The organism is Agromyces sp. NPDC060279, from assembly GCF_042726785.1.
Lineage (GTDB): Bacteria > Actinomycetota > Actinomycetes > Actinomycetales > Microbacteriaceae > Agromyces.
The window spans coordinates 817,376-839,003 of sequence record NZ_JBHXBK010000001.1 but is presented as its reverse complement, the minus strand read 5'-3'; the positions used below and the strand labels follow the sequence as shown (position 1 = coordinate 839,003).

Below are 21,628 nucleotides of genomic sequence, written 5' to 3'. Positions count from 1 at the left end.
GGGATGTCGGCGGTGATCCGCTCGCCTTGCACTCTCGAACGCAGAGTGCCAGAATCGTCTTAGCACTCAGTCGTTTCGAGTGCTAACCACCATTCTTTTGACGTCCGTGAAGGGACGAGAGGAAACTCATGGCAAAGATCATCGCTTTCGACGAGGAAGCCCGTCGTGGGCTCGAGCGCGGCCTGAACACGCTCGCCGACGCGGTCAAGGTCACCCTCGGCCCGCGCGGCCGCAACGTGGTCCTCGAGAAGAAGTGGGGCGCCCCCACGATCACGAACGACGGCGTCTCGATCGCGAAGGAGATCGAGCTCGACGACCCGTACGAGAAGATCGGTGCGGAGCTCGTCAAGGAGGTCGCGAAGAAGACCGACGACGTCGCCGGTGACGGCACGACCACCTCGGTCGTCCTCGCCCAGGCGCTCGTGCGCGAGGGTCTCCGCAACGTTGCCGCCGGCGCCGACCCCATCTCGCTGAAGCGCGGCATCGAGAAGGCCGTCTCGGCCGTCTCGGAGGAGCTCCTCTCCGCCGCGAAGGAGATCGAGACCAAGGACGAGATCGCCGCCACCGCGTCGATCTCCGCCGCCGACCCCCAGATCGGCGAGATCATCGCCGAGGCGATCGACAAGGTCGGCAAGGAGGGCGTCGTCACCGTCGAGGAGTCGAACACCTTCGGCACCGAGCTCGAGCTGACCGAGGGCATGCGCTTCGACAAGGGCTACCTGTCGGCGTACTTCGTCACCGACCCCGAGCGCCAGGAAGCGGTCTTCGAGGACCCGTACATCCTCATCGCGAACAGCAAGGTCTCGAACATCAAGGACCTGCTGCCCATCGTCGACAAGGTGATCCAGACCGGCAAGCAGCTGCTCATCATCGCCGAGGACGTCGACGGCGAGGCGCTCGCGACCCTGATCGTCAACAAGGTCCGCGGCATCTTCAAGTCGGTCGCCGTCAAGGCTCCCGGCTTCGGCGACCGCCGCAAGGCCCAGCTGCAGGACATCGCCATCCTCACCGGTGGCCAGGTCATCAGCGAGGAGCTCGGCCTCAAGCTCGAGAACGTCACGCTCGACCTGCTCGGTCAGGCGCGCAAGGTCGTCATCACCAAGGACGAGACGACCATCGTCGAGGGCGCGGGCGACGCCGAGCAGATCGCCGGCCGTGTCGCGCAGATCCGCCAGGAGATCGAGAACACCGACTCCGACTACGACCGCGAGAAGCTCCAGGAGCGCCTCGCCAAGCTCGCCGGCGGCGTCGCCGTCATCAAGGCGGGCGCGGCGACCGAGGTCGAGCTCAAGGAGCGCAAGCACCGCATCGAGGACGCCGTCCGCAACGCGAAGGCGGCCGTCGAGGAGGGCATCGTCGCCGGTGGTGGCGTCGCGCTCATCCAGGCCGGCAAGGCGGCGTTCGAGAAGCTCGAGCTCGTCGGCGACGAGGCGACCGGTGCGAACATCGTCAAGGTCGCGATCGAGGCGCCGCTCAAGCAGATCGCCCTCAACGCGGGCCTCGAGCCGGGCGTCGTCGCGAACAAGGTCTCGGAGCTGCCCGCGGGTCACGGCCTCAACGCCGCGACCGGCGAGTACGGCGACCTGCTCGCCCAGGGCATCATCGACCCCGCCAAGGTGACCCGTTCGGCGCTGCAGAACGCCGCGTCGATCGCCGGCCTCTTCCTTACGACCGAGGCCGTCGTCGCCGACAAGCCCGAGAAGGCGGCCGCTCCGGTCGCCGACCCGACGGGCGGCATGGACTTCTAGTCCGAACGCGGGCGCTCACTGCGAGCGCACCGCACCGGGGTGCCAGCACCCCGCAGCGCGCGAAGGGCGCCTCCGTTCCGGAGGCGCCCTTCGTCGTTCCCGCTCGCGGCGCGGCTGCGCGTCCGGCTCAGCGCAGGAACAGCCTGGTGTTCGCCTGCTCGGCCTCGGCGTAGGCGGCGCCGGCGTGCGCCAGCGCCTGACGCAGGGCGGCGAGGTTCGCCTCGACCTGCTGCTGGGTGGCGCGCCAATCGGCGACCGCACCCTGGAACGCGGCCGACGCCGCCCCGCTCCACACCGACTGCAGTCCGGTGAGCTGGCCCATCAGGGCGCCCACCTCGCCCTGCAGGCGATCGATCGTCCCCTGCACCACGTGCGTGGCGCCGAGCACCTGGCCGCTGTCGACGGCGTAACTGGTCATCGTGCTCCCTCCGGTCGGACGCCGACGGCGGGATGCCGCCGGACGCGATTCGACGGTAGGCGCGTCGGCAGGGCTCGGGGGCTCGGAGCCCGCGAACGGTGGATGCCCGGGCGCCGAACGGGGCGGGGGAGGAGGGGCGTTGCGCGGGCCCGCCCGCTCCGGCCGTGCGCGCAGTGCTCAGGGGGCGCCGACGCGCTGCGGTGCCGCGGCCGAATCGGCGAGCGGCAGCGAGACGCGGAAGGTGGCGCCGCCGCCCGGCGTCTCGACGACGTCGACGGTGCCGTTGTGCGCGGCCACGATCGAGGACACGATCGCGAGCCCGAGGCCCGTGCCGCCCGTCTCGCGCGCTCGCGAGGTGTCGGCGCGCCAGAAGCGCTGGAAGATCTTCTCCCGGATCTGCGGCGGAATGCCCTCGCCGTGGTCGACGACCTCGAGCATGGCGCGTTCGGCGGCGGCATCCAGACTCACCCGGATCTCGATCGGCGAGTCGTCGGCGGTGAAGCGCATGGCGTTGCCCATGAGGTTCGTGATGACCTGGCGCAGTTTGTTCTCCTCGGCGAGCACGATCGCGCGCTGCACCGGGGCGGGCGTGCCGGAGCCGATCGGCACGGGCACGGTCGGGGCCGGATCGACGACCACGCCGCGGTCGCTCGCGGCGTCGAGCTGGCGTCGGCGCTGCGCCTCGCGCGTCTCGCGGGCGGGCTGCTTCGCCGCCGGGCGCCGGGCCGGCTGGGAGAGTCGCCGGCCCCGGAGGCGCGCGAGCGTCGCGCCGGCGAAGGCGATCGGCCCCGTGGCCCGCATGTTCGGCGAGTCGAGGTCGACCGCGAGCTCGGCGGGCTCCTCGCCGCGCTCGTCGCCGTTCGCCTCGGGGGCGATCACGGTGACGGTGCGTGCGGGCGCCGCCGCCATGGCGTCGAGGGCGGCGTCGCGCGCGAGCGGGACGAGATCGACCTCGCTCAGGGTGAGCGGCTTCGCCTCGTCGAGGCGCGCGAGCGCGAGCAGATCCTCGACGAGGAGGCCCATGCGGATGGCCTCCTTCTCGATGCGGTCCATCGCCTGGCCGACGTCCTCCGGGGTCTGCAGCGCACCCATGCGGTAGAGCTCGGCGTAGCCGCGGACGGAGACGAGCGGGGTGCGCAGTTCGTGCGAGGCATCCCCGACGAAACGGCGCATCTGGTCGATGGTGCGGGCGCGGTCGCGGAAGGCCCGGTCGATGCGGTTCAGCATCGTGTTGAGCGAGCGGTTCAGCCGGCCGACCTCCGTGTTCGGGGTCGCCCCGTCGAGGCGCTGGCTGAAGTCGCCGTCGGCGATCGCCGCGGCGGTGCGCTCGACCTCTCGCAGCGGGGTGAACGTCGAGGTCACGAGCATGCGGGTGAGCAGCGCGCCGACGATGACGACGCCGAGGCCGAAGCCGAGGAAGATCGTGAGGTAGGCGGCGAGGAGCCGTTCGGTCTCGGCGGTCGAGACCGCGATGAGGATCGGCATGAAGCTGCCGTGCGTGTCGATGAGGGCCGTCACCGCGCGGAAGGTCTGGTCGCCGTGCTGGTCGGGCAACGGCAGCACGACGTAGCCGTTGGCGTTCATCTCGTTGACCTTGGCGATGCTGAGCTGCGAGGGAAACAGCGGCACCTCGTCGCGGGGCCGCCCCTCCCAGTTGTGCGCCAGGAAGTCGCCGGTCTCGGGGTCGTACTTCGCGACGAACACGTCGTCGGAGGGGCGCACGTCGAGGCCGTCGGCGCTCGAGTCGCCGTCCTCGCCGTAGAAGTAGCGCGAGACCACGTCGCCGGAGGCGATCGTGCGCAGTCGGCTCTCGAGCTGCTGCTCGGCGTAGCTGCGCAGCATCGCGGCCGTGCCGATGCCGGAGACCAGGAGCCCGAGGGTGAGCATCAGCACCGTCACGCCCGTGATCTTCGTGCGCAGCGAGATGCGGTTCCACCGCTCGAAGATCGTCTGGTTCATGGCACGACGAGCCTACGCCGACGAGCCTGGCCGAGCGCTGATCACGGCTTGGAGCTCTTCAGCATGTAGCCGAAGCCGCGCTTGGTCTGGATGAGCGGTTCGGCCGAGTGCTGATCGAGCTTGCGGCGCAGGTAGGAGATGTAGCTCTCGACGATGCCGGCGTCGCCGTTGAAGTCGTACTCCCACACGTGATCGAGGATCTGCGCCTTCGAGAGCACCCGGTTCGGGTTCAGCATGAGGTAGCGCAGCAGCTTGAACTCGGTCGGGGACAGCTCGACGGGCACGTCGCCGACGAGCACCTCGTGCGTGTCCTGGTCCATGGTGAGCTCGCCGGTGCGGATGACCGCGTCCTCCTCGGCGTGCATGGTGCGGCGGAGGATCGCCTTGATGCGGGCGACGATCTCGTCGAGGGAGAAGGGCTTCGTCACGTAGTCGTCGCCCCCGACCGTGAGGCCGGTGATCTTGTCCTCCGTGTCGTCCTTCGCGGTGAGGAACAGGATGGGCGCGGTGTAGCCCGCGGAGCGCAGGCGCTTGGTGACGCCGAAGCCGTTCATGTCGGGCAGCATGACGTCGAGGATGATGAGGTCGGGCTCTTCTTCGAGCACGGCGGAGATGGTCTGGGCGCCGTTGCCGACCGCCCGGACGGCGAAGCCGGCGAAACGCAGGCTCGTGGTCAGCAGGTCGCGGATGTTGGGCTCGTCGTCGACGATGAGAATTCGGGGTCCGTCGCTCATGGCCACATTCTCTTAGCGTTCGCTGGAAGCTGCCTGGGAGTCAGTTGCGCGCCCGTGCCGGGCTACGATTCGGGGTATGGCTGCCCCCTCGACTCGAGCGCTCGGCTGGGTCGAGCCCCAGTACCGCCACCCCGTGCGCCGCATCGCCGGGCGCGACGTCGACTACCGGCGCGAGATCCAGATCATGGCGGTCGTGAACCGCACCCCCGACTCGTTCTACGACCGCGGCGCCACGTTCGGGCTCGACGCGGCGGTCGAAGCCGGCCGCCGCGCGATCGCCGCCGGCGCCGCGTGGATCGACATCGGCGGCGCGAAGTTCGGGCCCGGCCCGGCCATCCCGGTCGCCGAGGAGATCGACCGGGTCGTGCCCGTCGTCGAGGCGCTCCGCGACGAGGGCGCCGCCCTCTCCGTCGACACCTTCCACGGCGCGGTCGCGCGGGCGGCCATCGCGGCGGGCGCGCACGTCATCAACGACACCACAGGCATCCACGACCCCGCGCTCGCCGAAGCGGTCGCCGCCTCCGACGCGACCCTCGTGATCACGCACAGCCGGGCCGAGCCCCGGCAGTGGTTCCCCAAGCCCGAGTACGCCGATGTGGTGGACGAGGTCCGCGCCTTCCTCGAGCAGCGCGTCGCGCTCGCCGTCTCGCTCGGGGTGCCCGAGGAGCGGATCGTGCTCGACCCGGGGCACGACCTGAACAAGAACACCCGGCACACGCTCGAGCTCACCCGTCGCTTCGGCGAGTTCGCGGCCCTCGGCTTCCCGCTCGTCGCCGCCGTCTCGAACAAGGACTTCATCGGGGAGTCGCTCGACCGCCCGCGCGACGGACGGCTGGCCGGCTCGATCGCCGCCGCCGTGTTCTGCGCGGCGCAGGGCGCGCGCATCCTGCGCATGCACAACGTGGCCGAGTCGGTCGACGCGGCCCGGATGGTCGAGGCGATCATGGGCTGGCGCGAGCCCGCCTACCTGAAGCACAACCTGGTCGACGGTCCGAACGAGGAGAGCGCATGAGCGAGAACCCCGGCGTGACCCGCGCGCAGCTGCTCGACGCCTACGCGCTCCCCGAGCGGGCGACGCCCAGGATCCGGATGAACTTCGTGATGAGCCTCGACGGGGCCGTCACCCTCGACGGCCGCAGCGGCGGGCTCGGCGATCCCGCCGACCGGCTCGCGATGGGCGTGCTGCGCACGCTCGCCGACGTCGTGCTCGTCGGGGCGGGCACGGTGCGGGCCGAGGGCTACGGCGGGCTGCGGCTGCGCGCCGAGAACCGCGCCTGGCGCCGCGAGCACGGGCTGCCCGACGCGCCCCGCATCGCGATCGTGTCCTCGGCGCTCGAGCTCGACCCGGCCCACGAGGTGTTCACCGAGGCCGAGGGGCGGCCCCTCGTGCTCACGCACGAGGCATCCGACCCCGCTCGTCGCGCGGCCCTCGCCGACGTCGCCGAGCTCGTCGACTGCGGGGCCGAGCGGGTGGAGCCCGCGCTCGTGCGCGACGCGCTCGCCGATCGGGGGATGCCGCAGATCCTCTGCGAGGGCGGGCCGCACCTGTTCGGGGCGCTGCTCGACGCCGACCTCGTCGACGAACTCTGCCTGAGTCTCAGCCCGCTGCTCGTGTCCGGCAGCGCCGGGCGCATCGCGCAGGGCCTCACCCAGCACGCCCGGCGGATGCACCTCGTGCACGCGATCCCGGCGGGCGACCTGCTCCTGCTCAGGTACGCGAGCGCACGCTAGCCGGATCGGGCGGCGACCCCGGCCGCGAGCTCAGGCGGCGGCGTCGAGGGCGTGCGCGTCGAGGATCGTGTACGAGTAGCCCTGCTCGGCGAGGAAGCGCTGCCGGTTCTGGGCGAAGTCCTGATCGACGGTGTCGCGCGAGACGAGGGTGTAGAAGTTCGCCGAGAGCCCGGACTCCTTCGGCCGCAGCAGCCGGCCGAGCCGCTGCGCCTCCTCCTGGCGCGAGCCGTACGAGCCGGACACCTGGATCGCCACGGTCGCCTCGGGGAGGTCGACGGAGAAGTTCGCGACCTTCGACACGACGAGCACCGGCGTGCGGCCGTCGCGGAACGCCTGGAACAGCCGCTCGCGCTCGTCGACCGGCGTGGCGCCCGTGAGCTGCGGGGCGCCGAGCGTCTCGGCGAGCTCGTCGATCTGATCGAGGTACTGCCCGATGACGAGGATGCGCTCGCCCGCGTGCCGCTCGACGAGCTGCTTCACGACGCCGAGCTTCGCGGGCGCGGTCGCGGCGAGCCGGTAACGCTCGTCGTCGGCGGATGCCGCGTACGCGAGCCGCTCGGACTGCGGCAGGTCGATGCGCACCTCGTAGCAGGCTGCCGGGGAGATGAAGCCCTGCGCCTCGATCTCCTTCCACGGGGCGTCGAAGCGCTTCGGGCCGATCAGGCTGAACACGTCGCCCTCGCGGCCGTCCTCGCGGACGAGCGTCGCGGTGAGCCCGAGCCGGCGGCGGGCCTGCAGCTCGGCCGTCAGCTTGAACACGGGCGCCGGCAGCAGGTGCACCTCGTCGTAGACGATGAGGCCCCAGTCGAGCGCGTCGAGCAGCGAGAGGTGGGCGTACTCGCCCTTCCGCTTGGCGGTGAGGATCTGGTACGTCGCGATCGTGACCGGCTTGATCTCCTTGGTCTGGCCCGAGTACTCGCCGATCTCCTCGGGGGTGAGGCTCGTGCGGCGCAGCAGTTCGTCGCGCCACTGCCGGGCGGAGACCGTGTTGGTGACGAGGATGAGCGTCGTGGTCTTCGCGGTGGCCATCGCGCCCGCGCCGACGAGCGTCTTGCCCGCGCCGCAGGGGAGCACGACGACGCCGGAGCCGCCGTCGAAGAAGTTGTCGACCGCCTTCTGCTGGTAGTCGCGCAGGTGCCAGCCGTTCTCGGCCAGGTCGATGACGTGCGGGGTGCCGGGCGTGTAGCCGGCGAGGTCTTCGGCCGGCCAGCCGAGCTTCACGAGCTCCTGCTTCAGCTGTCCGCGCGCCCAGGGCTCGACGAGGAAGCTCGTGTCGTCGATGCGCTCCCCGATCAGCGGGGAGATGCGCTTCGCGCCGACGACCTCGGTCAGCACCGCGAGGTCGTCGCTGCGCAGACGCAGCTCGCCGTCGTCGGTGCGGTCGATCACGAGCCGGCCGTAGCGGCCGACGGTCTCGCGCATGTCGACCGAGACAGTCTGCGGCACCGGGAACTTCGCGTAGCGCTCGAGCGTGCCGAGCATGTCGTCGGCGGTGTGCCCCGCGGCCCGCGCGTTCCAGAGGCCGAGCCTCGTGATGCGGTACGTGTGGATGTGCTCGGGGGCGCGCTCGAGCTCCGCGAAGACTGCGAGGTCGTGCCGCGCATCCTCGGCGAGCGGGTTCGCGACCTCGAGCAGCACGGTGCGGTCGCTCTGCACGATGAGGGGGCCGTCTGACATGACCGTCAAGTCTACGCCCGTTCCGGCATCCCACGGCCGCATCGCCGGAACAGGCGCTCAGAACTCCGGCGCGGGGGCGACCGAGGCGATGGCGGAGATCGGCAGCGTGCGCTCGATGTCGGCCTTGCGGTCGCGCGCGCGCAGCCGGCCGTTCGCGACGCTCGCCGGCGCGAGCAGGTAGTCGGCGGTCTGGCCGCCGGGCATCCGGACCGTCACGGTCAGCGTCTCCTTCGCCCGGGCTGCGGCCTCGAGCTGCCGGGCGAGCCACGCCTGCTCGGTCGCCGGGCCGTCGCTCGGTGCGGCGAGCAGCACGTCGAGCAGCTTGCCGACCGGATCGCCGGCCGGGGCGGGCGTCGGGGCCGGGGCGAGACGGTGCCGCTGCAGGCGGAGGATGCGCCCGTCCGCGTCTTCCGCGGCGACCGGGTACCTGGCGTCGGAGAGGGCCCAGAACACGACGTCCGGCGCGAACCTCGACAGCAGCCGGTGCGGGCCGGTGCGCCGCAGCCCGATCGCGCTCAGCGACTGGTCGACCTCGAGGGTGCCGATCAACTGCTCGTCGTCGGAGCGCACCGAGCTCTTCGCCGGCGCGTCGCCGTCGTCGGCGGCGGAGACCCGCACCGCGCCGAAGCGCGCCGCCGCCTCGGCGACGAGGTACTCGAGGGGCTGGGGGATGCCGGTGAGCGAGAGCACGCCGAGGAACTCGCGGATCGACTCCGCGGTCTCGCCGGCCGCGAGGCCGCGGTTCACGGACGCCGCGGTGACCCGGTAGCTCGAGGCGAGGTCGCGGCCCTCGACGTCGGCGAACCCCCGCAGCCTGGCGTCGAGCGCGGGCTCGAGGGGCCCGGGCGAGACGATCGTGAGGTCGTGCTGCACGTAGACCCGGTCGACCTGCGCCGGGAAGTGCGCTCTGAGCAGGGCGGCGGCCTCGTCGAGCCGCCCGCTGAGCACGAGCCGGCCCGGCTCCACGGGCTCGCCGGCGACCGCGAGCCCGAGGGCCTCCGCCTCGCCCGCGAGCCTGGCGAGGCCCGCGTCGAGCCAGTCGCCGCCGACGGGGTAGAGCCAGCGGACGTCCTCGCGGAACGCCGCCGCGGAGAGCGTCTCGCTGCGACGGGTCACGAGTTCGCGCAGGGCGGCGGGCACCCGCTCGCGCCAGCACTCGGCGAGGGCGGCCCAGCGCTCCGCCGGGCCGGAGAGCGACCAGGCCGCGCCCGCGTCGGACTCGAGCCAGTACGCGCCGTCGCGCACGACCAGGCCGGCTTCGACCGCGCGGCCGAACAGGCGCGGCACCTCGTCGAGGGCGACGCCGGCGACCTCGGCGAGGCGGCGCGCGTCGGGCAGGGCGAGCCCGCCCTTCGCGAGCTCCCGCGCGGGCTGGGCGCCGAGGGCGGCGAGCAGCTCGGCGGTGGCGGCGACGGTCGCGTACGCCTGCTCCGAGGCGCGCCGCGCCAGCAGGGAGCGGTCGACCTCGTCGACGGCGTGCAGCACGGGGGGCGCCGGGGCGAGGAGCTCCTCGATGCTCGGCAGCTCGTCGCCGAGGCGGGGCACGAGCCGGGCCGTGACCGCCGCCGGCACGTGCAGGGCGCCTTCCGGGCCGCCCTCCGCGTCGACGACGAGCAGGCGCGCGCGCAGCCCGGCGAGGAGGGTGGGCAGCCCGCGCCGGAGCTCCGCGGAGGCGCCGAGCTCGGCGACGCGGTCGGCGAGCCCGTGCTCGTCGAGCTGATGCTCGGCGCTCGCGAGCGCGGCGAGCACCGCGAGGTGCGGCCGGTCGAGGCGGCCGATGACGTGATCGAGCGAGTCCTGGTGCAGGAGCGCCTCGGCCAGGTCGAAGAGGTCGGCGATGCCGTCGGTCGAGAACTCGCGGAGGGCGAGCGCGTCGCGCAGCTCGTCGCGGCCCATGCCCCGGAGCTGTGCGGCGAGCTGCAGCATAGGCCCGCTCAGCTCCCGGTTCGCGCCTCGCGCGAGCGGCGCACGGCGTTGACGATGAGGAGGACGACGAGCAGGAGGAAGCCGAGCGGCAGCCCGACGACCGGGATGAAGAAGACGACCGGCCAGACGCCGCGACTGAAGCCGTCGCCGGCTCCGGCGCCGGCGGCGGTCGCGATCAGTACGGCGAAGATGCACAGCACCGACAGGCCGACCGAGCCGGCGACCATGAAGGCGAGGACGCGCTCGAGGCGGTTCTCGGAGGTGGGGCGATCGGTGCTCACCCTCCCAGGATAGCCAGGGCGAGCCGAGTGCGTCGGCCGCAACTAGACTGGGGACCCGAGGGCGACGCGTTCCGGCGCGCCCGCATGGACACGAGCGAGGTCACGCGATGCCCAGCGGCAAGGTCAAGTTCTACGACGAGGAGAAGGGGTTCGGCTTCATCAGTGGTGATGACGGCCAGGAGGTCTTCCTGCACGCCTCCGCACTCCCCGCCGGGGCCGTGGTCCGGGCCGGGTCGAAGGTCGAGTACGGCATCGCCGACGGCAAGCGCGGGCCGCAGGCCCTCTCGGTGCGCGTGCTCGAGACGCCGCCGAGCCTCGCCCGCATCAACCGCCGCTCCGCCGACGACATGGCGGTCGTGGTCGAAGACCTGGTGAAGTGGCTCGATGCGGCGGGCAGCGACCTGCGCCGCGGCCGCTACCCCGACAAGGCGCGCGGCCGGCAGATCGCGACGCTGCTGCGGAAGGTGGCTGACGAGCTGGATGCCTGAGTCGACCGAAGCTGAAACCGAGCCCACCGCGGCCGGAACCGGGACGAGCGAGACCGAGCTCGCGTTGGTCGACGAGTCGACCGCCGCAGAGGAATCGACCGTCGCCGAGGAGCCGGCGTTCGTCGCCGACGAGGTGCTGCTCGCCTCCGCCGCGCTCGCGCAGCGGGCGCTGCTCGAGGTCACCCCGCCCGAGACGGTCGGCTCCGTCGTCGGGCACATCGTCGAGGGCGAGCACGTGCTGTCGCTGCTCTTCGCTGCCGACCTCGCCGGCTATCCCGGCTGGCACTGGAGCGTGACGATCGCCCGGGTCGAGGACGCCGAGCCGACCGTGCTCGAGACCGAGCTCATGCCGGGCGAGCGTGCCCTGCTCGCCCCTGAGTGGGTGCCGTGGTCCGAGCGGCTCGCCGAGTACCGGGCCGCGCAGGCCGCCGCGGCCGAGGCGGCGGCGCTGGCCGGCGAGGACGCCGGGGACGAACTCGACGACGAAGACTTCGAGGACGACGACGATTCCGACGAGGACTCGGACGACGACGGCTTCGACGACCACGACGATCACGACGATCACGACGACGCCTTCGACGGCATCGAGATCGACGCGCTCAGCGAGGAGCCCGGCGACGACGCGGACGAGGACGAGTCGGACGAGGACGACGCCGACGACGAGTCAGGCGACGACGACGAGGACTCCGCGGATCACGAGCGCGACTGACGCCGCCTGAGCAGTTGCACGGCGACGAGGCCGGCGACGCCCAGCCCGGCGCCGATCAGCGTGGTCGGCACGAGCAGCGCGCTCGCGCGCGCGTCGAGCGTGCCGCCGAGGGCGAGCACGACGCCGAGGGCGACGAGCCAGCCGACCGTGCCGACGAGCAGCGCCTTCCGCGCATCGGCCCGGGCGGGCGCCGGGTCGGGCCGACGCTCCTGCTCGGGCAGCCAGAGCCGCACGTCAGCCCAGCTCTCCGAGCACGTAGTCGATCGCCGAGGTGAGGGCGCGGACGTCGTCGGGCTCGATGGCGGTGAACGTCGCGATGCGCAGCTGGTTGCGGCCGAGCTTGCGGTACGGCTCGGTGTCGACGACGCCGTTCGCCCGGAGCGCCTTCGAGATGGCGGAGGCATCCGTCGATTCGTCGAAGTCGATCGTGACGACGACCTGCGAGCGATCGGCCGGGTCGGCGACGAACGGCGTCGCGACCGGCGAGGCGGCGGCCCAGTCGTAGAGCACCGACGACGACTCGCGGGTGCGCGCGTCGGCCCAGGCGAGGCCGCCCGAGGCGTTCATCCAGTCGATCTGGTTCTCCATCAGCAGCAGCGTCGCGAGCGCGGGCGTGTTCAGCGTCTGGTTGAGGCGCGAGTTGTCGACCGCGTTCTTCAGCGAGAGGAACTCGGGGATGTATCGATCGCTCGCAGCGATGCGCTCGACCCGCTCGATGGCGGCGGGGGAGAGGATGGCGAACCAGAGGCCGCCGTCGGCGGCGAAGTTCTTCTGCGGAGCGAAGTAGTAGACGTCGAACTCGTTCGGGTCGACGGCGATGCCGCCCGCGGCGCTCGTGGCGTCGATGACGGTGAGCGCGCCCGCGTCGCCGGTGACGCGGCGGACGGGGGCCTGCACGCCGGTCGAGGTCTCGTTCTGCGGCCAGGCGTAGACGTCGACGCCGGCGACGGCCTCGGCGCGGGCGCTCGTGCCGGGCGCGGCGGTGCGCACGTCGGGCGCCTCGAGCCAGGGGGCGGCGGCGGCCTTGGCGAACTTCGCGCCGAACTCGCCGAAGGCGGCGAGCTGCGCGCGGCGCTCGACGAGCGAGACGGCGGCGGCGTCCCAGAAGGCGGTCGAGCCGCCGTTGCCGAGCACGACCTCGTAGCCGTCGGGCAGCGAGAACAGCTCGGACAGGCCCGAACGGACGCGGCCGACGAGGTCCTTCACGGGGGCCTGGCGGTGCGAGGTGCCGAGGATGGCCGGGCCGAACTCGGCGAGGTGGGCGAGCTGCTCGGGCCGCACCTTGGAGGGGCCGCAGCCGAATCGACCGTCGGCGGGCAGGAGTTCAGCGGGGATCACGAGGCTCGGCATGCCGATGAGTCTATCGATGGCGGCGGGCCCACTAGGCTGGAAGGCGGGCTGTGACGACACGGGGAGGAAGCAGCGTGACCGACCTCATCGACACGACGGAGATGTACCTCCGCACGATCCTCGACCTCGAGGAGGAGAACATCGTGCCGCTGCGCGCTCGCATCTCCGAGCGCCTCGGCCACTCCGGCCCGACCGTCTCGCAGACCGTGGCGCGCATGGAGCGCGACGGGCTCGTCGTCGTCTCCGGCGACCGACACCTCGAGCTCACGCCGGAAGGGCGCAGCAAGGCGGTGCACGTCATGCGCAAGCACCGGCTCGCCGAACGCCTCCTCTCCGACGTCATCGGGCTCGAGTGGGAGTACGTGCACGACGAGGCCTGCCGCTGGGAGCACGTCATGAGCGAGCAGGTCGAGCGCCGGCTCATCGAGCTCCTCGGCCAGCCCACCGAGTCGCCCTACGGCAACCCGATCCCCGGCCTCGAGGAGCTCGGCGTCCCCGCCGCGGCCCCCTTCATGACCGGGGTCCGCAACCTCGTGCAGGCCCTCGGCGACACCACGGAGCCCATTCGCGGCGTCGTCCGCCGGCTGGGCGAGCCCGTCCAGTTCGACCCAGAGCTGCTCGCCCAGCTCAAGCAGGCCGGCATCATGCCCGGCGCGACGGCGACGTTCAGCGTCAACGGCGGCTACGTGCTCGTGCAGGTCGACGACGTCGACGGCGGGCTCGAGCTCCCGGTCGAGGTCGCCGCGCACCTCTTCATCGGCGACTGAGCGCATCGGCGACTGAGCGCATCGGCCGCACCCGCGGAGTTCCGCGGGCGGAGCTTGGGATTCGCTGTGAGTCGGCGTCCGTCGTGATCGGAATGTGACATTCCCAAAGCCCTCGCGTATTCTCGTTCGAGTCCGCTGGCGAGAAGCCAGTCGGCGGAACCGAGATCGAGACGCCCCCGACGTCCACCGCTCGATCCTGAAACCCGTGAAGCGCTCCGGCGCAGCCAGGTGGAACGCCGCTTCCGGCCGTGGGCGACGGAGGTAGTGTTTTGGCTCGTTCCCCCAAGCGTCGTCTTCCCGGCGGTCGCGTCAGCAAAGCTGCGACCAAGGCCATCGTGCAGGCGAAGACCAGGGCGGAGGATTCCGAGTCGGCCATCGCGCCGGTCTCGACGATCTCCAGCCGTCGGTTCCGCCGCGGCGGCGTCGCGAACCTGGTCGTCATGACGATCTCGGCCGGCATCGTCGGCACGCTCGCGATCCCCGCTTACGCGTTCACCCCGGGCAGCGAAGACCCGGAGTTCGCCACGAGCGCGAGCGCGGCCCTCACCAAGGCCGACCCGCAGTCGGTCGCCGTCGACGCGGATGCCTCGGCCGCCCCGGTCTCGCAGGACTCCCTCGCGGTCACGACCGGTGCGTCGATCCGCGAGGCGGCCGAAGCCGAGGCCGCCCGCCAGGCCGCGCAGGCCGAGATGGCCTCCTACGCCGCCTCCTACGACGGGCCGTCGGTCGGCGAGCTGCTCGCCAGCCCGCCGTACCCGAACTTCGACCTCGCGAGCGTGTACAACGTCGCGACGCAGTACATCGGCGTGCCGTACGTCTACGGCGGCGCGACGCCCGCGGGTTTCGACTGCTCCGGCTTCGTCATGTACGTGTACGCCCAGTTCGGCGTCTCGATGCCGCACTCCTCCTCCGGGCAGGGCGCGATGGGCACGCCCATCTCCGAGGCGGACGCCGTGCCGGGCGACCTCGTCATCATGTCCGGCCACGACGGCTTCTACGCCGGCGACGGCATGATCCTGCATGCGCCGTACGAGGGCGCCTCGGTGCGCGTGCAGCCCATCTGGACGAGCGACTACTCGATCGTCCGCATCGGCATCTGAGATGAACGTCGGGTGACCGCCCGAGGAAACGGCGCGCCGGAGGCATCCTGCGCGCCGTTTCCTGTCGTACCCTGGAGGCCTGACGAACCGAACCGAACGGGGAGGCCGATGGTGCAGCGCGAGCGCGTCCATGCCAGGAACGCGCGCGCGCACGTCCACCAACGGTCGAGTCATCAGCCGAACGACCTGAGCGCCGACGCGCTGCACGGGCACTGTCCTCTGGACGGTGCCCGTTTTTCGTTCCAGCGACCCCCGCAGGCCTCGATTCGCCGTCCCGTATCCCGCGGCCGGAAGCCACCCGGCCCCGTACGAAAGGTGACGTCATGAGCGGCACCCTCATCCTGAACGCGAGCTACGAACCGCTCGCCGTGGTCCCGATGCGCCGGGCGATGCTCCTGGTGCTGAACGGCAAGGCCTCGGTCGTCGAGGCGGCCGAGGGCTGGTTGCACTCGCGGTCGGCGCGGTACGCCGTGCCGAGCGTGGTGCTGCTGCAGCACTACGTCCGCATCCCCTTGCGGCCCGTTCCGCTCACCCGCCGCGCGGCACTGCAGCGCTACGGCTACCGCTGCGCGTACTGCCGCGGCTACGGCGACACGCTCGACCACGTCGTGCCGCGATCCCGGGGCGGCGGCCACAGCTGGGGCAACGTCGTCGTCGCCTGCCGTCGCTGCAACCACAAGAAGGCCGACAAGATGCTGGCCGAGATCGGCTGGCGGCTGCCGTTCGAGCTGACGGAGCCGAACCCGACGCCCCAGGCGCGCGCCGGGCTCTGGTCGGCGCGCCACCCGGAGTGGGCGCAGTACCTCGGATCGATGCCGCAGCCGACGCTCCTGGCCGGGTGAGCGGTCGTTGCCGCTCGGCTCGTCCAGGTGCTCCGTGATCTGATCGTGACATCCGGCACAGCGTGCCCTATGGTGGAACGAGTCCGGTGGGGTGCACGCCCTCCGGTCGCCCGAGACCACCCCGCAGACCCCCCTTTCCCTGCGGGATCCGGAGGAACTTCACGTGAACGGTGACACCACGCGCGACGCGCTCCAGCGGCCGCGCGACCGTCGGCGCAGCGCGCCGACGGCCCCCGAGGCTCACCCCGCTCCGTCGACCGCCGGCCGAGTGCGCCGGCGCGGCCCCCTCCGGGTGCTCGGCACCGTCGTGGTGGTGCCGGCGATCATCGGAACGGTCGCGATTCCCGCCTACGCGATGATGCCGGGCGTCGAGGACCACGTGAGTTCGGCGAACTACAGCCTGACGCAGAGCGAGGCGCAGGACCTCGTGGTGCCGGGCCTCGTGAACCAGGCGACGGTCGCGGCCGACAGCTACGAGGTCACCACCAAGGAAGAGATCGACCGCGCGGCCCGCGAGGCCGAGGAGGCCCAGCAGGCCGCCTGGGCCGCGGAGCTCGCCTCCCGCGCGGGCAACGGCGACTACGCCGTCTACACGGTGAAGGCCGAGGGCGACGACTACCCGTGGTGGGACCAGCTCCCCGACGACTACGGCGGCGGCCTCTCGCCGCTCCGCTACTACTACCGGGAGTGTGTCGACTTCGTCGCGTGGCGGCTCAACCGCGACGCGGGCGTGACGAGCGCCCCGTGGAAGTGGGACTGGTCGAACCTCGCCTCGGGCAGCGCCTACGTCTGGGCCGACGAGTGGGCGGCCAAGGGCTGGCCCACCTCCTCGACGCCCGTCGTGGGCGCCGTCGCGTGGTTCCCGTACAACCATGTGGCCTACGTGCAGTCGATCAACGGCGACGGCAGCGTCAACATCGAGGAGTACAACCAGAACTCCGACCACTCGTACCACCGGCGCACCATCCCGGCGGGCGAGGCGCTGTACCTCTACCCGCCGGCCTGAGACCGGTCCGACGCTGCTGCTGCGGGCCGGCGGCGCCTCAGCGGGGCACGCGGGCGAGGCAGGCTGGCGCGGGCGTCGGCACGGTGTCGACGAGCTCCTGCGGCACGCCCTCGGCGTCGAGGGCGACGATCGCGATCGAGTCGGAGCCCTGATCGGCGACGAGCGCGAACCGCTCGTCGTGCGTGAGCTCCAGGTCGCGGGGATGGATGCCGCCGGTCGGCACGCTCGCCACGTGCAGGAGCGTCCGCGCCGCACGGTCGAACCGCAGCCCGGCGAGCGCGTCGGCGTCGCGGTCGCCGACGAGCACGACGTCGCCGCGCGTCAGCCGGATGGCGGAGACGCCGAGGGCTCGCGGGGTGACCCGTCCGTCCACCGGGTACCAGCCGAGCTCCTCGCGTGCGTCGAGGTCGAGGACCGAGACCGTGCGGTCGAGCTCGTTCGCGACGAGGGCGAGCCGACCGCTCACCACGAGGTGGCGCGGGCCGGCCCCGGCGTGCACGGCGATCTCGCCGAGCTCGCCGAGGGCGCCGCTCGTCTCGTCGAGCTCGAGCAGCCGGATGCGGTCGGCCCCGAGATCGGGGCCGAGCGCCGTCGCACCGTCGAAGACGAGCTGGTGCAGGTGGGACGCCTCCTGCCGCCCGGTGTCCGGGCCTCGGCCGGTGAACGCGGCGCGCCCGACCGCGCCGGCGGCCGCGGGGCCGCCGATCGGATGGGACGTCACCGAACCGCCGGAGTAGTTCGCGGCGAGCGCCCAGGTGCCGCCGGGGCTGATCGCGAGGTGGCAGGGGTCGCCGTCGGCGGGGCCGAGTTCGGCGAGCGGGGCGAGGCGGCGCCCGTCGGCCTGCACGGACCACGCGGAGACGCCGCCCGGCGCGAGCTCGTGGGCGACGGCGAGGCGATCGCCGCGGAGCGCCAGGAACATCGGGTTCCCGCCGACCGGGATCGGCTCGTCGAGCTCCCAGCCGCCCTGCGCGTCGACCTCGAGGCGGCGGACGCCCGCCGCCGGGCTGCCGAGGCCGCCCGTCGTCGACGCGCCCACCCAGAAGACCGTCGCTTCGCCGCGCATGCTGCTCCATTCCGCGGCGGACCGCTGTCGGGGCGCTCCCGGCGCCGACCGCCAGGGTATCGCGAGCCGGTAGACTCGCTAGGCCGCCCCCGTAGCTCAGAGGATAGAGCGTCGGTTTCCTAAACCGTGCGTCGCAGGTTCGAGTCCTGTCGGGGGCACGATTCGACTGCTCCGAGCGGTCACTCCTGGTCCCACGGGAGCTCCACCAACGGGAGGATGTAGATCCGGCCGAGGACGGCGACCGGATGCTTCGCCATGTACTCGGCTGCTTCGTCGATCGACTCGGCGGTGATCAGGTCGTAGCCGGCGAACCACTCCTTGAACTCGGGGAACGGGCCGTCGGTGACGAGGATCCGGCCGTCGCGGACGGCGACGGACCTCGCCAGTTCCGGGCCGGCGACCGGGCCGCCCAGCGTGAGCCGCTCGGCGTGCTCGCCCTCGGCCGCCCAGCGCTCGAGCATCGCCCGGTCCTCGGACTGGGGCAGCTCGGTGCCGGTGGGGTCGGACATGTGGATGACGAGGTACGTGTTGCTCATGAGCGTGGTCCTTTCGATGGTGCGAGCTGATTTCGTCGGCGGATGAGGTGTCTGGTCTCGGCGGTGGTGCCGGCCAGTTCGATCGCGCGGTCGTAGGCCGCCCGGGCATCGGCTGAGCGGCCGATGGCGCGCAGCAGTTCCGCCCGGGTGACGTGGAAGGCGTGGTGGCCGTCGAGCTGCTCGCTGAGCCGCTCGACGATCGCGAGCGCGAGCTCGGGGGAGTCGTGCTCGGAGACCGCGATGGCCTTGTTGAGGCTGACGAGCGGATTCGGGTCGAGCTCCTCGAGCCGGGAGTAGAGGCTCGCGATGCGCGCCCAATCGGTGTCGCGCGCATGCGGAGCGGTGACGTGCGCGGCGTTGATCTCCGCGAGCAGCCGGTACCGGCCTGGGGGCTCATCGGTTTCCCGCGATGCGAGCAGCTGCACGCCCTCGGCGATGAGCTCCCGGTCCCAGGACCCGCGATCCTGCTCGTCGAGCCGCAGCAGTTCGCCGTCGGCCGAGAGGCGGGCCGGGGCACGGGCCTCCGTCAGCAGCATCACCGCGAGCAGGCCGGCGACTTCGCCGTCGTCGGGCTGGAGCTCGCGGGCGAGCCGGGTGAGACGGATCGCCTCCGCGGTCAGCTCGCGCCGGATCACGGGCGAGTCGGGACCGGACGCGAGGTACCCCTCGTTGAAGACGAGGTACAGCACCGCGAGGACGGCGTCGAGGCGCGCGGGAAGGTCCTCCGCCGCGGGCACCGCGAAGGGGACGCCGGCCGCCTTGATCCTCGCCTTCGCCCGGCTGATCCGCTGTCCCATGGTCGTGTCCTGCACGAGGAAGGCATGGGCGATCTCGGCGACGGTGAGCCCGCCGACGATCCGCAAGGTGAGCGCGACGCGCGCGTCGAGGGAGAGCACCGGGTGGCAGCAGATGAAGAGCAGCCGGAGGCGGTCGTCCTCGACGGCGCCGGTCGGGCCGGCGGGATCGGGATCGGGCATCGTCAGCGCCTCGCGGTGCTTCTCGTCCCGGCGCGCCTCGCGTCGCAGCCGGTCGATCGCCCTGCGGTTCGCGGTCGTGGTCACCCACCCGGCCGGGTTCGGCGGGATGCCGTGCGCCGGCCACTGCTCGACGGCGATCGCGAACGCCTCCGCGGTCATCTCCTCGGCCAGGTCGAGGTCCCCGAACCGCCGCGCGAGTCCCGCGACGATCCGCGCCCACTCCTCGCGATGCGTGCGCGAGAGCATGGTCGCGACCTCCCGGGTGTCGTCCCGACGTGTGGGCATGGGCATCGCTCCTCTCTCCGTCTGCGCTACGAATGGGCGGTTCAACTTTCGACAGTCTTTCGGAAACGGCGTCGGAACGGCGCGCGGTCGGAGGCCGTCCGCAGCGAGCCCTCGGCCTCGTCGGCCTCCCGGCGTTCGGCGGCGATGCGATGGCGTTCCGCCTCGACCGCGGCCCGCTGCTGCTCGGCCTGCTGGGAGCCGAGCAGCACCAGCGGATCGATGTGCATGGAGGATGTCCTTCCGGATCTGGCCGGAATCGGTGCGTCCGGCTATCAAGACCACGAACGGCTGCGCCTCACTTCGACACCGTCGGCCACGCCGCAAGCCGCTGGTGCCGCCGGTTCCGCCGGAGCATGATGGGTCGCATGGACCTGCCGGTGATGCCGCCCGTCGCGCCGATGCTCGCGAAGTCGGTCAAGGAGATCCCCGATATCGGGCACGTGGAGCCGAAGTGGGACGGCTTCCGCACCATCGTCTTCCGCGACGGCGACGAGGTCGAGCTCGGCAGCCGCAACGAGAAGCCGATGACGCGGTACTTCCCGGAGCTCGTCGAAGCGCTCCGCCGGGAGCTGCCCGATCGCTGCGTGCTCGACGGCGAGATCGTGCTGATGCGCGACGGCCGGCTCGACTTCGAGGCCCTGCAGCAGCGGATCCATCCCGCCGCGAGCCGGGTGCAGCTGCTCGCGGGGGAGACGCCCGCCTCCTTCGTCGCGTTCGACCTGCTCGCGATCGGCGACGAGGACCTCACCGGTGTCGCCTTCCGCGAGCGGCGTCGTCGGCTCGAGGAGGTGCTGGCCGGGGCATCCGACCCGGTGTTCCTCACCCCGGCGACCACCGATCCGGCCGAGGCCCGCGACTGGTTCGAACGCTTCGAGGGCGCCGGCCTCGACGGCGTCGTCGCGAAGCCGCTCGACGGCGTCTACCAGCCGGACAAGCGCGCGATGTTCAAGATCAAGCACGAACGCACGGCGGACTGCGTCGTGGCGGGCTTCCGTTGGCACAAGAGCGGCGACGTGGTCGGCTCGCTGCTGCTCGGCCTCTACGGCGACGACGGGCGACTGCATCACGTCGGTGTCGTGGCCGCGTTCTCGATGGCGAGGCGCGCCGAGCTCGTCGCGGAGCTGGAGCCGCTCGTCGAGACGGATCCGTCCCGGCATCCCTGGGGCGAGTGGGCCGAGCAGTCCGCGCACGAGCAGACGCGGATGCCGGGGGCGGTGAGCCGCTGGAGCGCCGGCAAGAACCTGTCGTTCGTGCTGCTGCGACCCGAGCGCGTCGTCGAGGTCGCGTACGACCACATGGAGGGCGAGCGGTTCCGGCACACGGCGCAGTTCCGCCGCTGGCGGCCCGACCGCGACCCGGCGAGCTGCGACTACGGCCAGCTGGAGACGCCCGGCGCGCTCGAGCTTGGCGAGATCCTGCCGCTCAGGAGCTGAGCGCCCGGCTCAGAGCACGACGCCGATGCCGGCGGAGAGCGCGGTGTGGTGCTCGAACACGAGGTTCGTCTCGGTGAGCGCGACCGCGGGGTTCGCCGAGAGGTTCTTCAGCACGAACTGGCGCACGTGCGCGCTGTCGCGGACGCGGACGTGGATGAGGAAGTCCTCGGTGCCGCCGAGGAAGAACAGCTGCGCGACCTCGGGCTCACGGCGGAGCTCGTCGGAGATCTGCTCCATGAGGTGGCGCGCGCCGGGGCGGATGCGCACGCTGACGAGCGCTTGCAGGGTGAAGCCGAGGGCCACCGGGTCGATCTCCGCCGTGTAGCGGGTGATGACGCCCCGTTCGCGCAGCGAGCGCACGCGGGCGAGGCACGTGGACGGCGAGATGCCCACCGCCCGGGCGAGGTCGACGTTCGGGATGCGGGCGTTCTCGTGCAGTCGGGCGATGATCGCCCGGTCGAGCTCGTCGAGCGCGACGGGCCCCTGGTCGCGGATCTGCGGCGCATCGCTCATGATCGGCCTCCGAATCGCATGAATGCTCAGCAGTCATCAAGACTACCGAATTCTGTGCGGAAGAGCTTTCGTTCCGACGAAT

Annotated in this window: 22 protein-coding genes, 1 tRNA gene and 1 pseudogene; 11 read left to right on the top strand and 13 right to left on the bottom strand. The window is 72.1% G+C overall.

The annotated features are described in order from the left end of the window. Positions 1–128: 128 nt before the first annotated feature. Entirely contained in the window at positions 129–1,748 is a 1,620-nt protein-coding gene (groL, locus tag ACFWE1_RS03915) for a chaperonin GroEL (protein WP_376932216.1), read from the top strand. Positions 1,749–1,875: 127 nt separating this feature from the next. On the opposite strand, the gene ACFWE1_RS03910 is transcribed toward groL, so the two are convergent. The 3 genes from ACFWE1_RS03910 to ACFWE1_RS03900 all read right to left on the bottom strand — a co-directional run bounded on the left by ACFWE1_RS03910 (position 1,876) and on the right by ACFWE1_RS03900 (position 4,859). Next, complete coding sequence (locus ACFWE1_RS03910) at positions 1,876–2,166, bottom strand: WXG100 family type VII secretion target (protein WP_376932215.1); 291 nt, start codon at positions 2,164–2,166, stop codon at positions 1,876–1,878. Positions 2,167–2,343: 177 nt separating this feature from the next. Next, complete coding sequence (locus ACFWE1_RS03905) at positions 2,344–4,125, bottom strand: sensor histidine kinase (RefSeq protein ID WP_376932214.1); 1,782 nt, start codon at positions 4,123–4,125, stop codon at positions 2,344–2,346. Positions 4,126–4,166: 41 nt separating this feature from the next. After that, a complete protein-coding gene (locus tag ACFWE1_RS03900) occupies positions 4,167–4,859 on the bottom strand; it encodes a response regulator transcription factor (protein WP_022894322.1) in 693 nt (230 codons plus the stop codon). 76 nt (positions 4,860–4,935) lie between these two features. On the opposite strand from ACFWE1_RS03900, the gene folP reads away from it, so the two are divergent. Then, entirely contained in the window at positions 4,936–5,871 is a 936-nt protein-coding gene (gene folP, locus ACFWE1_RS03895; RefSeq protein WP_376932213.1) for a dihydropteroate synthase, read from the top strand. Next, complete coding sequence (locus tag ACFWE1_RS03890; protein WP_376932212.1) at positions 5,868–6,590, top strand: pyrimidine reductase family protein; 723 nt, start codon at positions 5,868–5,870, stop codon at positions 6,588–6,590. The genes folP and ACFWE1_RS03890 overlap by 4 nt, the downstream gene beginning before the upstream one ends. A 30-nt stretch (positions 6,591–6,620) precedes the next feature. Here the strand turns inward: ACFWE1_RS03890 and ACFWE1_RS03885 are convergent, their stop codons facing one another. Genes ACFWE1_RS03885 through ACFWE1_RS03875 form a run of 3 tightly spaced genes read right to left on the bottom strand, consistent with a single transcriptional unit; the run spans position 6,621 to position 10,474 of the window. Next, the gene (locus ACFWE1_RS03885) at positions 6,621–8,267 is read right to left on the bottom strand and encodes a DNA repair helicase XPB (RefSeq protein ID WP_376932211.1); all 1,647 of its coding nucleotides are present in this window, start codon (positions 8,265–8,267) and stop codon (positions 6,621–6,623) included. A 57-nt stretch (positions 8,268–8,324) separates the two neighbouring features. Then, the gene (locus ACFWE1_RS03880; protein WP_376932210.1) at positions 8,325–10,193 is read right to left on the bottom strand and encodes a helicase-associated domain-containing protein; all 1,869 of its coding nucleotides are present in this window, start codon (positions 10,191–10,193) and stop codon (positions 8,325–8,327) included. An 8-nt stretch (positions 10,194–10,201) separates the two neighbouring features. Further along, entirely contained in the window at positions 10,202–10,474 is a 273-nt protein-coding gene (locus ACFWE1_RS03875) for a hypothetical protein (RefSeq protein ID WP_243567626.1), read from the bottom strand. Positions 10,475–10,581: 107 nt separating this feature from the next. Between ACFWE1_RS03875 and ACFWE1_RS03870 the strand changes: the two genes are divergently transcribed. Both ACFWE1_RS03870 and ACFWE1_RS03865 read left to right on the top strand, forming a co-directional pair. Then, a complete protein-coding gene (locus ACFWE1_RS03870) occupies positions 10,582–10,962 on the top strand; it encodes a cold-shock protein (protein WP_189083866.1) in 381 nt (126 codons plus the stop codon). Beyond that, entirely contained in the window at positions 10,955–11,671 is a 717-nt protein-coding gene (locus tag ACFWE1_RS03865; protein WP_376932209.1) for a DUF3027 domain-containing protein, read from the top strand. Before ACFWE1_RS03870 ends, ACFWE1_RS03865 begins: the two co-directional genes overlap by 8 nt. Here ACFWE1_RS03865 and ACFWE1_RS03860 read toward each other — a convergent pair. Then, on the bottom strand, positions 11,656–11,904 hold the full coding sequence (locus tag ACFWE1_RS03860; RefSeq protein WP_376932208.1) for a DUF2530 domain-containing protein: 249 nt from the start codon (positions 11,902–11,904) through the stop codon (positions 11,656–11,658). The two genes, ACFWE1_RS03865 and ACFWE1_RS03860, sit on opposite strands and share 16 nt — an antisense overlap. 1 nt (position 11,905) lies before the next feature. Then, positions 11,906–13,021: a phosphoserine transaminase gene (gene serC, locus ACFWE1_RS03855; RefSeq protein ID WP_376932207.1), complete on the bottom strand. Its 1,116-nt coding sequence runs from the start codon at positions 13,019–13,021 to the stop codon at positions 11,906–11,908. Between the two features lie 74 nt (positions 13,022–13,095). On the opposite strand from serC, the gene ACFWE1_RS03850 reads away from it, so the two are divergent. From ACFWE1_RS03850 to ACFWE1_RS03835, 4 genes and pseudogenes are all read left to right on the top strand, one after another. After that, positions 13,096–13,788, top strand: coding sequence for an iron dependent repressor, metal binding and dimerization domain protein (locus ACFWE1_RS03850; RefSeq protein ID WP_376932206.1), 693 nt, complete (start codon positions 13,096–13,098; stop codon positions 13,786–13,788). A gap of 335 nt (positions 13,789–14,123) precedes the next feature. Further along, positions 14,124–14,888, top strand: a complete 765-nt coding sequence (locus ACFWE1_RS03845; RefSeq protein WP_376932205.1) for a C40 family peptidase — start codon at positions 14,124–14,126, stop codon at positions 14,886–14,888. Between the two features lie 323 nt (positions 14,889–15,211). Continuing rightward, positions 15,212–15,768: pseudogene (locus ACFWE1_RS03840) on the top strand (HNH endonuclease). A 125-nt stretch (positions 15,769–15,893) separates the two neighbouring features. Beyond that, positions 15,894–16,736, top strand: a complete 843-nt coding sequence (locus ACFWE1_RS03835) for a CHAP domain-containing protein (RefSeq protein WP_376932204.1) — start codon at positions 15,894–15,896, stop codon at positions 16,734–16,736. A 37-nt stretch (positions 16,737–16,773) separates the two neighbouring features. Here ACFWE1_RS03835 and ACFWE1_RS03830 read toward each other — a convergent pair whose 3' ends face one another. Beyond that, positions 16,774–17,802, bottom strand: a complete 1,029-nt coding sequence (locus ACFWE1_RS03830) for a lactonase family protein (protein ID WP_376932203.1) — start codon at positions 17,800–17,802, stop codon at positions 16,774–16,776. 85 nt (positions 17,803–17,887) lie between these two features. On the opposite strand from ACFWE1_RS03830, the gene ACFWE1_RS03825 reads away from it, so the two are divergent. After that, positions 17,888–17,960, top strand: a tRNA-Arg gene (locus ACFWE1_RS03825). Positions 17,961–17,981: 21 nt separating this feature from the next. Here the strand turns inward: ACFWE1_RS03825 and ACFWE1_RS03820 are convergent. The 3 genes from ACFWE1_RS03820 to ACFWE1_RS03810 are packed head-to-tail and all read right to left on the bottom strand — an operon-like array spanning position 17,982 to position 19,827. Beyond that, the gene (locus ACFWE1_RS03820; RefSeq protein WP_376932202.1) at positions 17,982–18,338 is read right to left on the bottom strand and encodes a YciI family protein; all 357 of its coding nucleotides are present in this window, start codon (positions 18,336–18,338) and stop codon (positions 17,982–17,984) included. Beyond that, on the bottom strand, positions 18,335–19,600 hold the full coding sequence (locus ACFWE1_RS03815; protein ID WP_376932201.1) for an RNA polymerase sigma factor: 1,266 nt from the start codon (positions 19,598–19,600) through the stop codon (positions 18,335–18,337). The genes ACFWE1_RS03820 and ACFWE1_RS03815 overlap by 4 nt, the downstream gene beginning before the upstream one ends. Before the next feature lie 41 nt (positions 19,601–19,641). Next, positions 19,642–19,827, bottom strand: coding sequence for a hypothetical protein (locus ACFWE1_RS03810; RefSeq protein ID WP_376932200.1), 186 nt, complete (start codon positions 19,825–19,827; stop codon positions 19,642–19,644). A 138-nt stretch (positions 19,828–19,965) separates the two neighbouring features. Here ACFWE1_RS03810 and ACFWE1_RS03805 point away from each other — a divergent pair, with 138 nt between their 5' ends. Continuing rightward, positions 19,966–21,033, top strand: coding sequence for an ATP-dependent DNA ligase (locus ACFWE1_RS03805; protein WP_376932199.1), 1,068 nt, complete (start codon positions 19,966–19,968; stop codon positions 21,031–21,033). A gap of 9 nt (positions 21,034–21,042) precedes the next feature. Here ACFWE1_RS03805 and ACFWE1_RS03800 read toward each other — a convergent pair whose 3' ends face one another. Further along, positions 21,043–21,546 (bottom strand): Lrp/AsnC family transcriptional regulator, encoded by a 504-nt coding sequence (locus tag ACFWE1_RS03800; RefSeq protein ID WP_376932198.1) that lies wholly within the window; start codon positions 21,544–21,546, stop codon positions 21,043–21,045. Between the last annotated feature and the right edge of the window lie 82 nt (positions 21,547–21,628).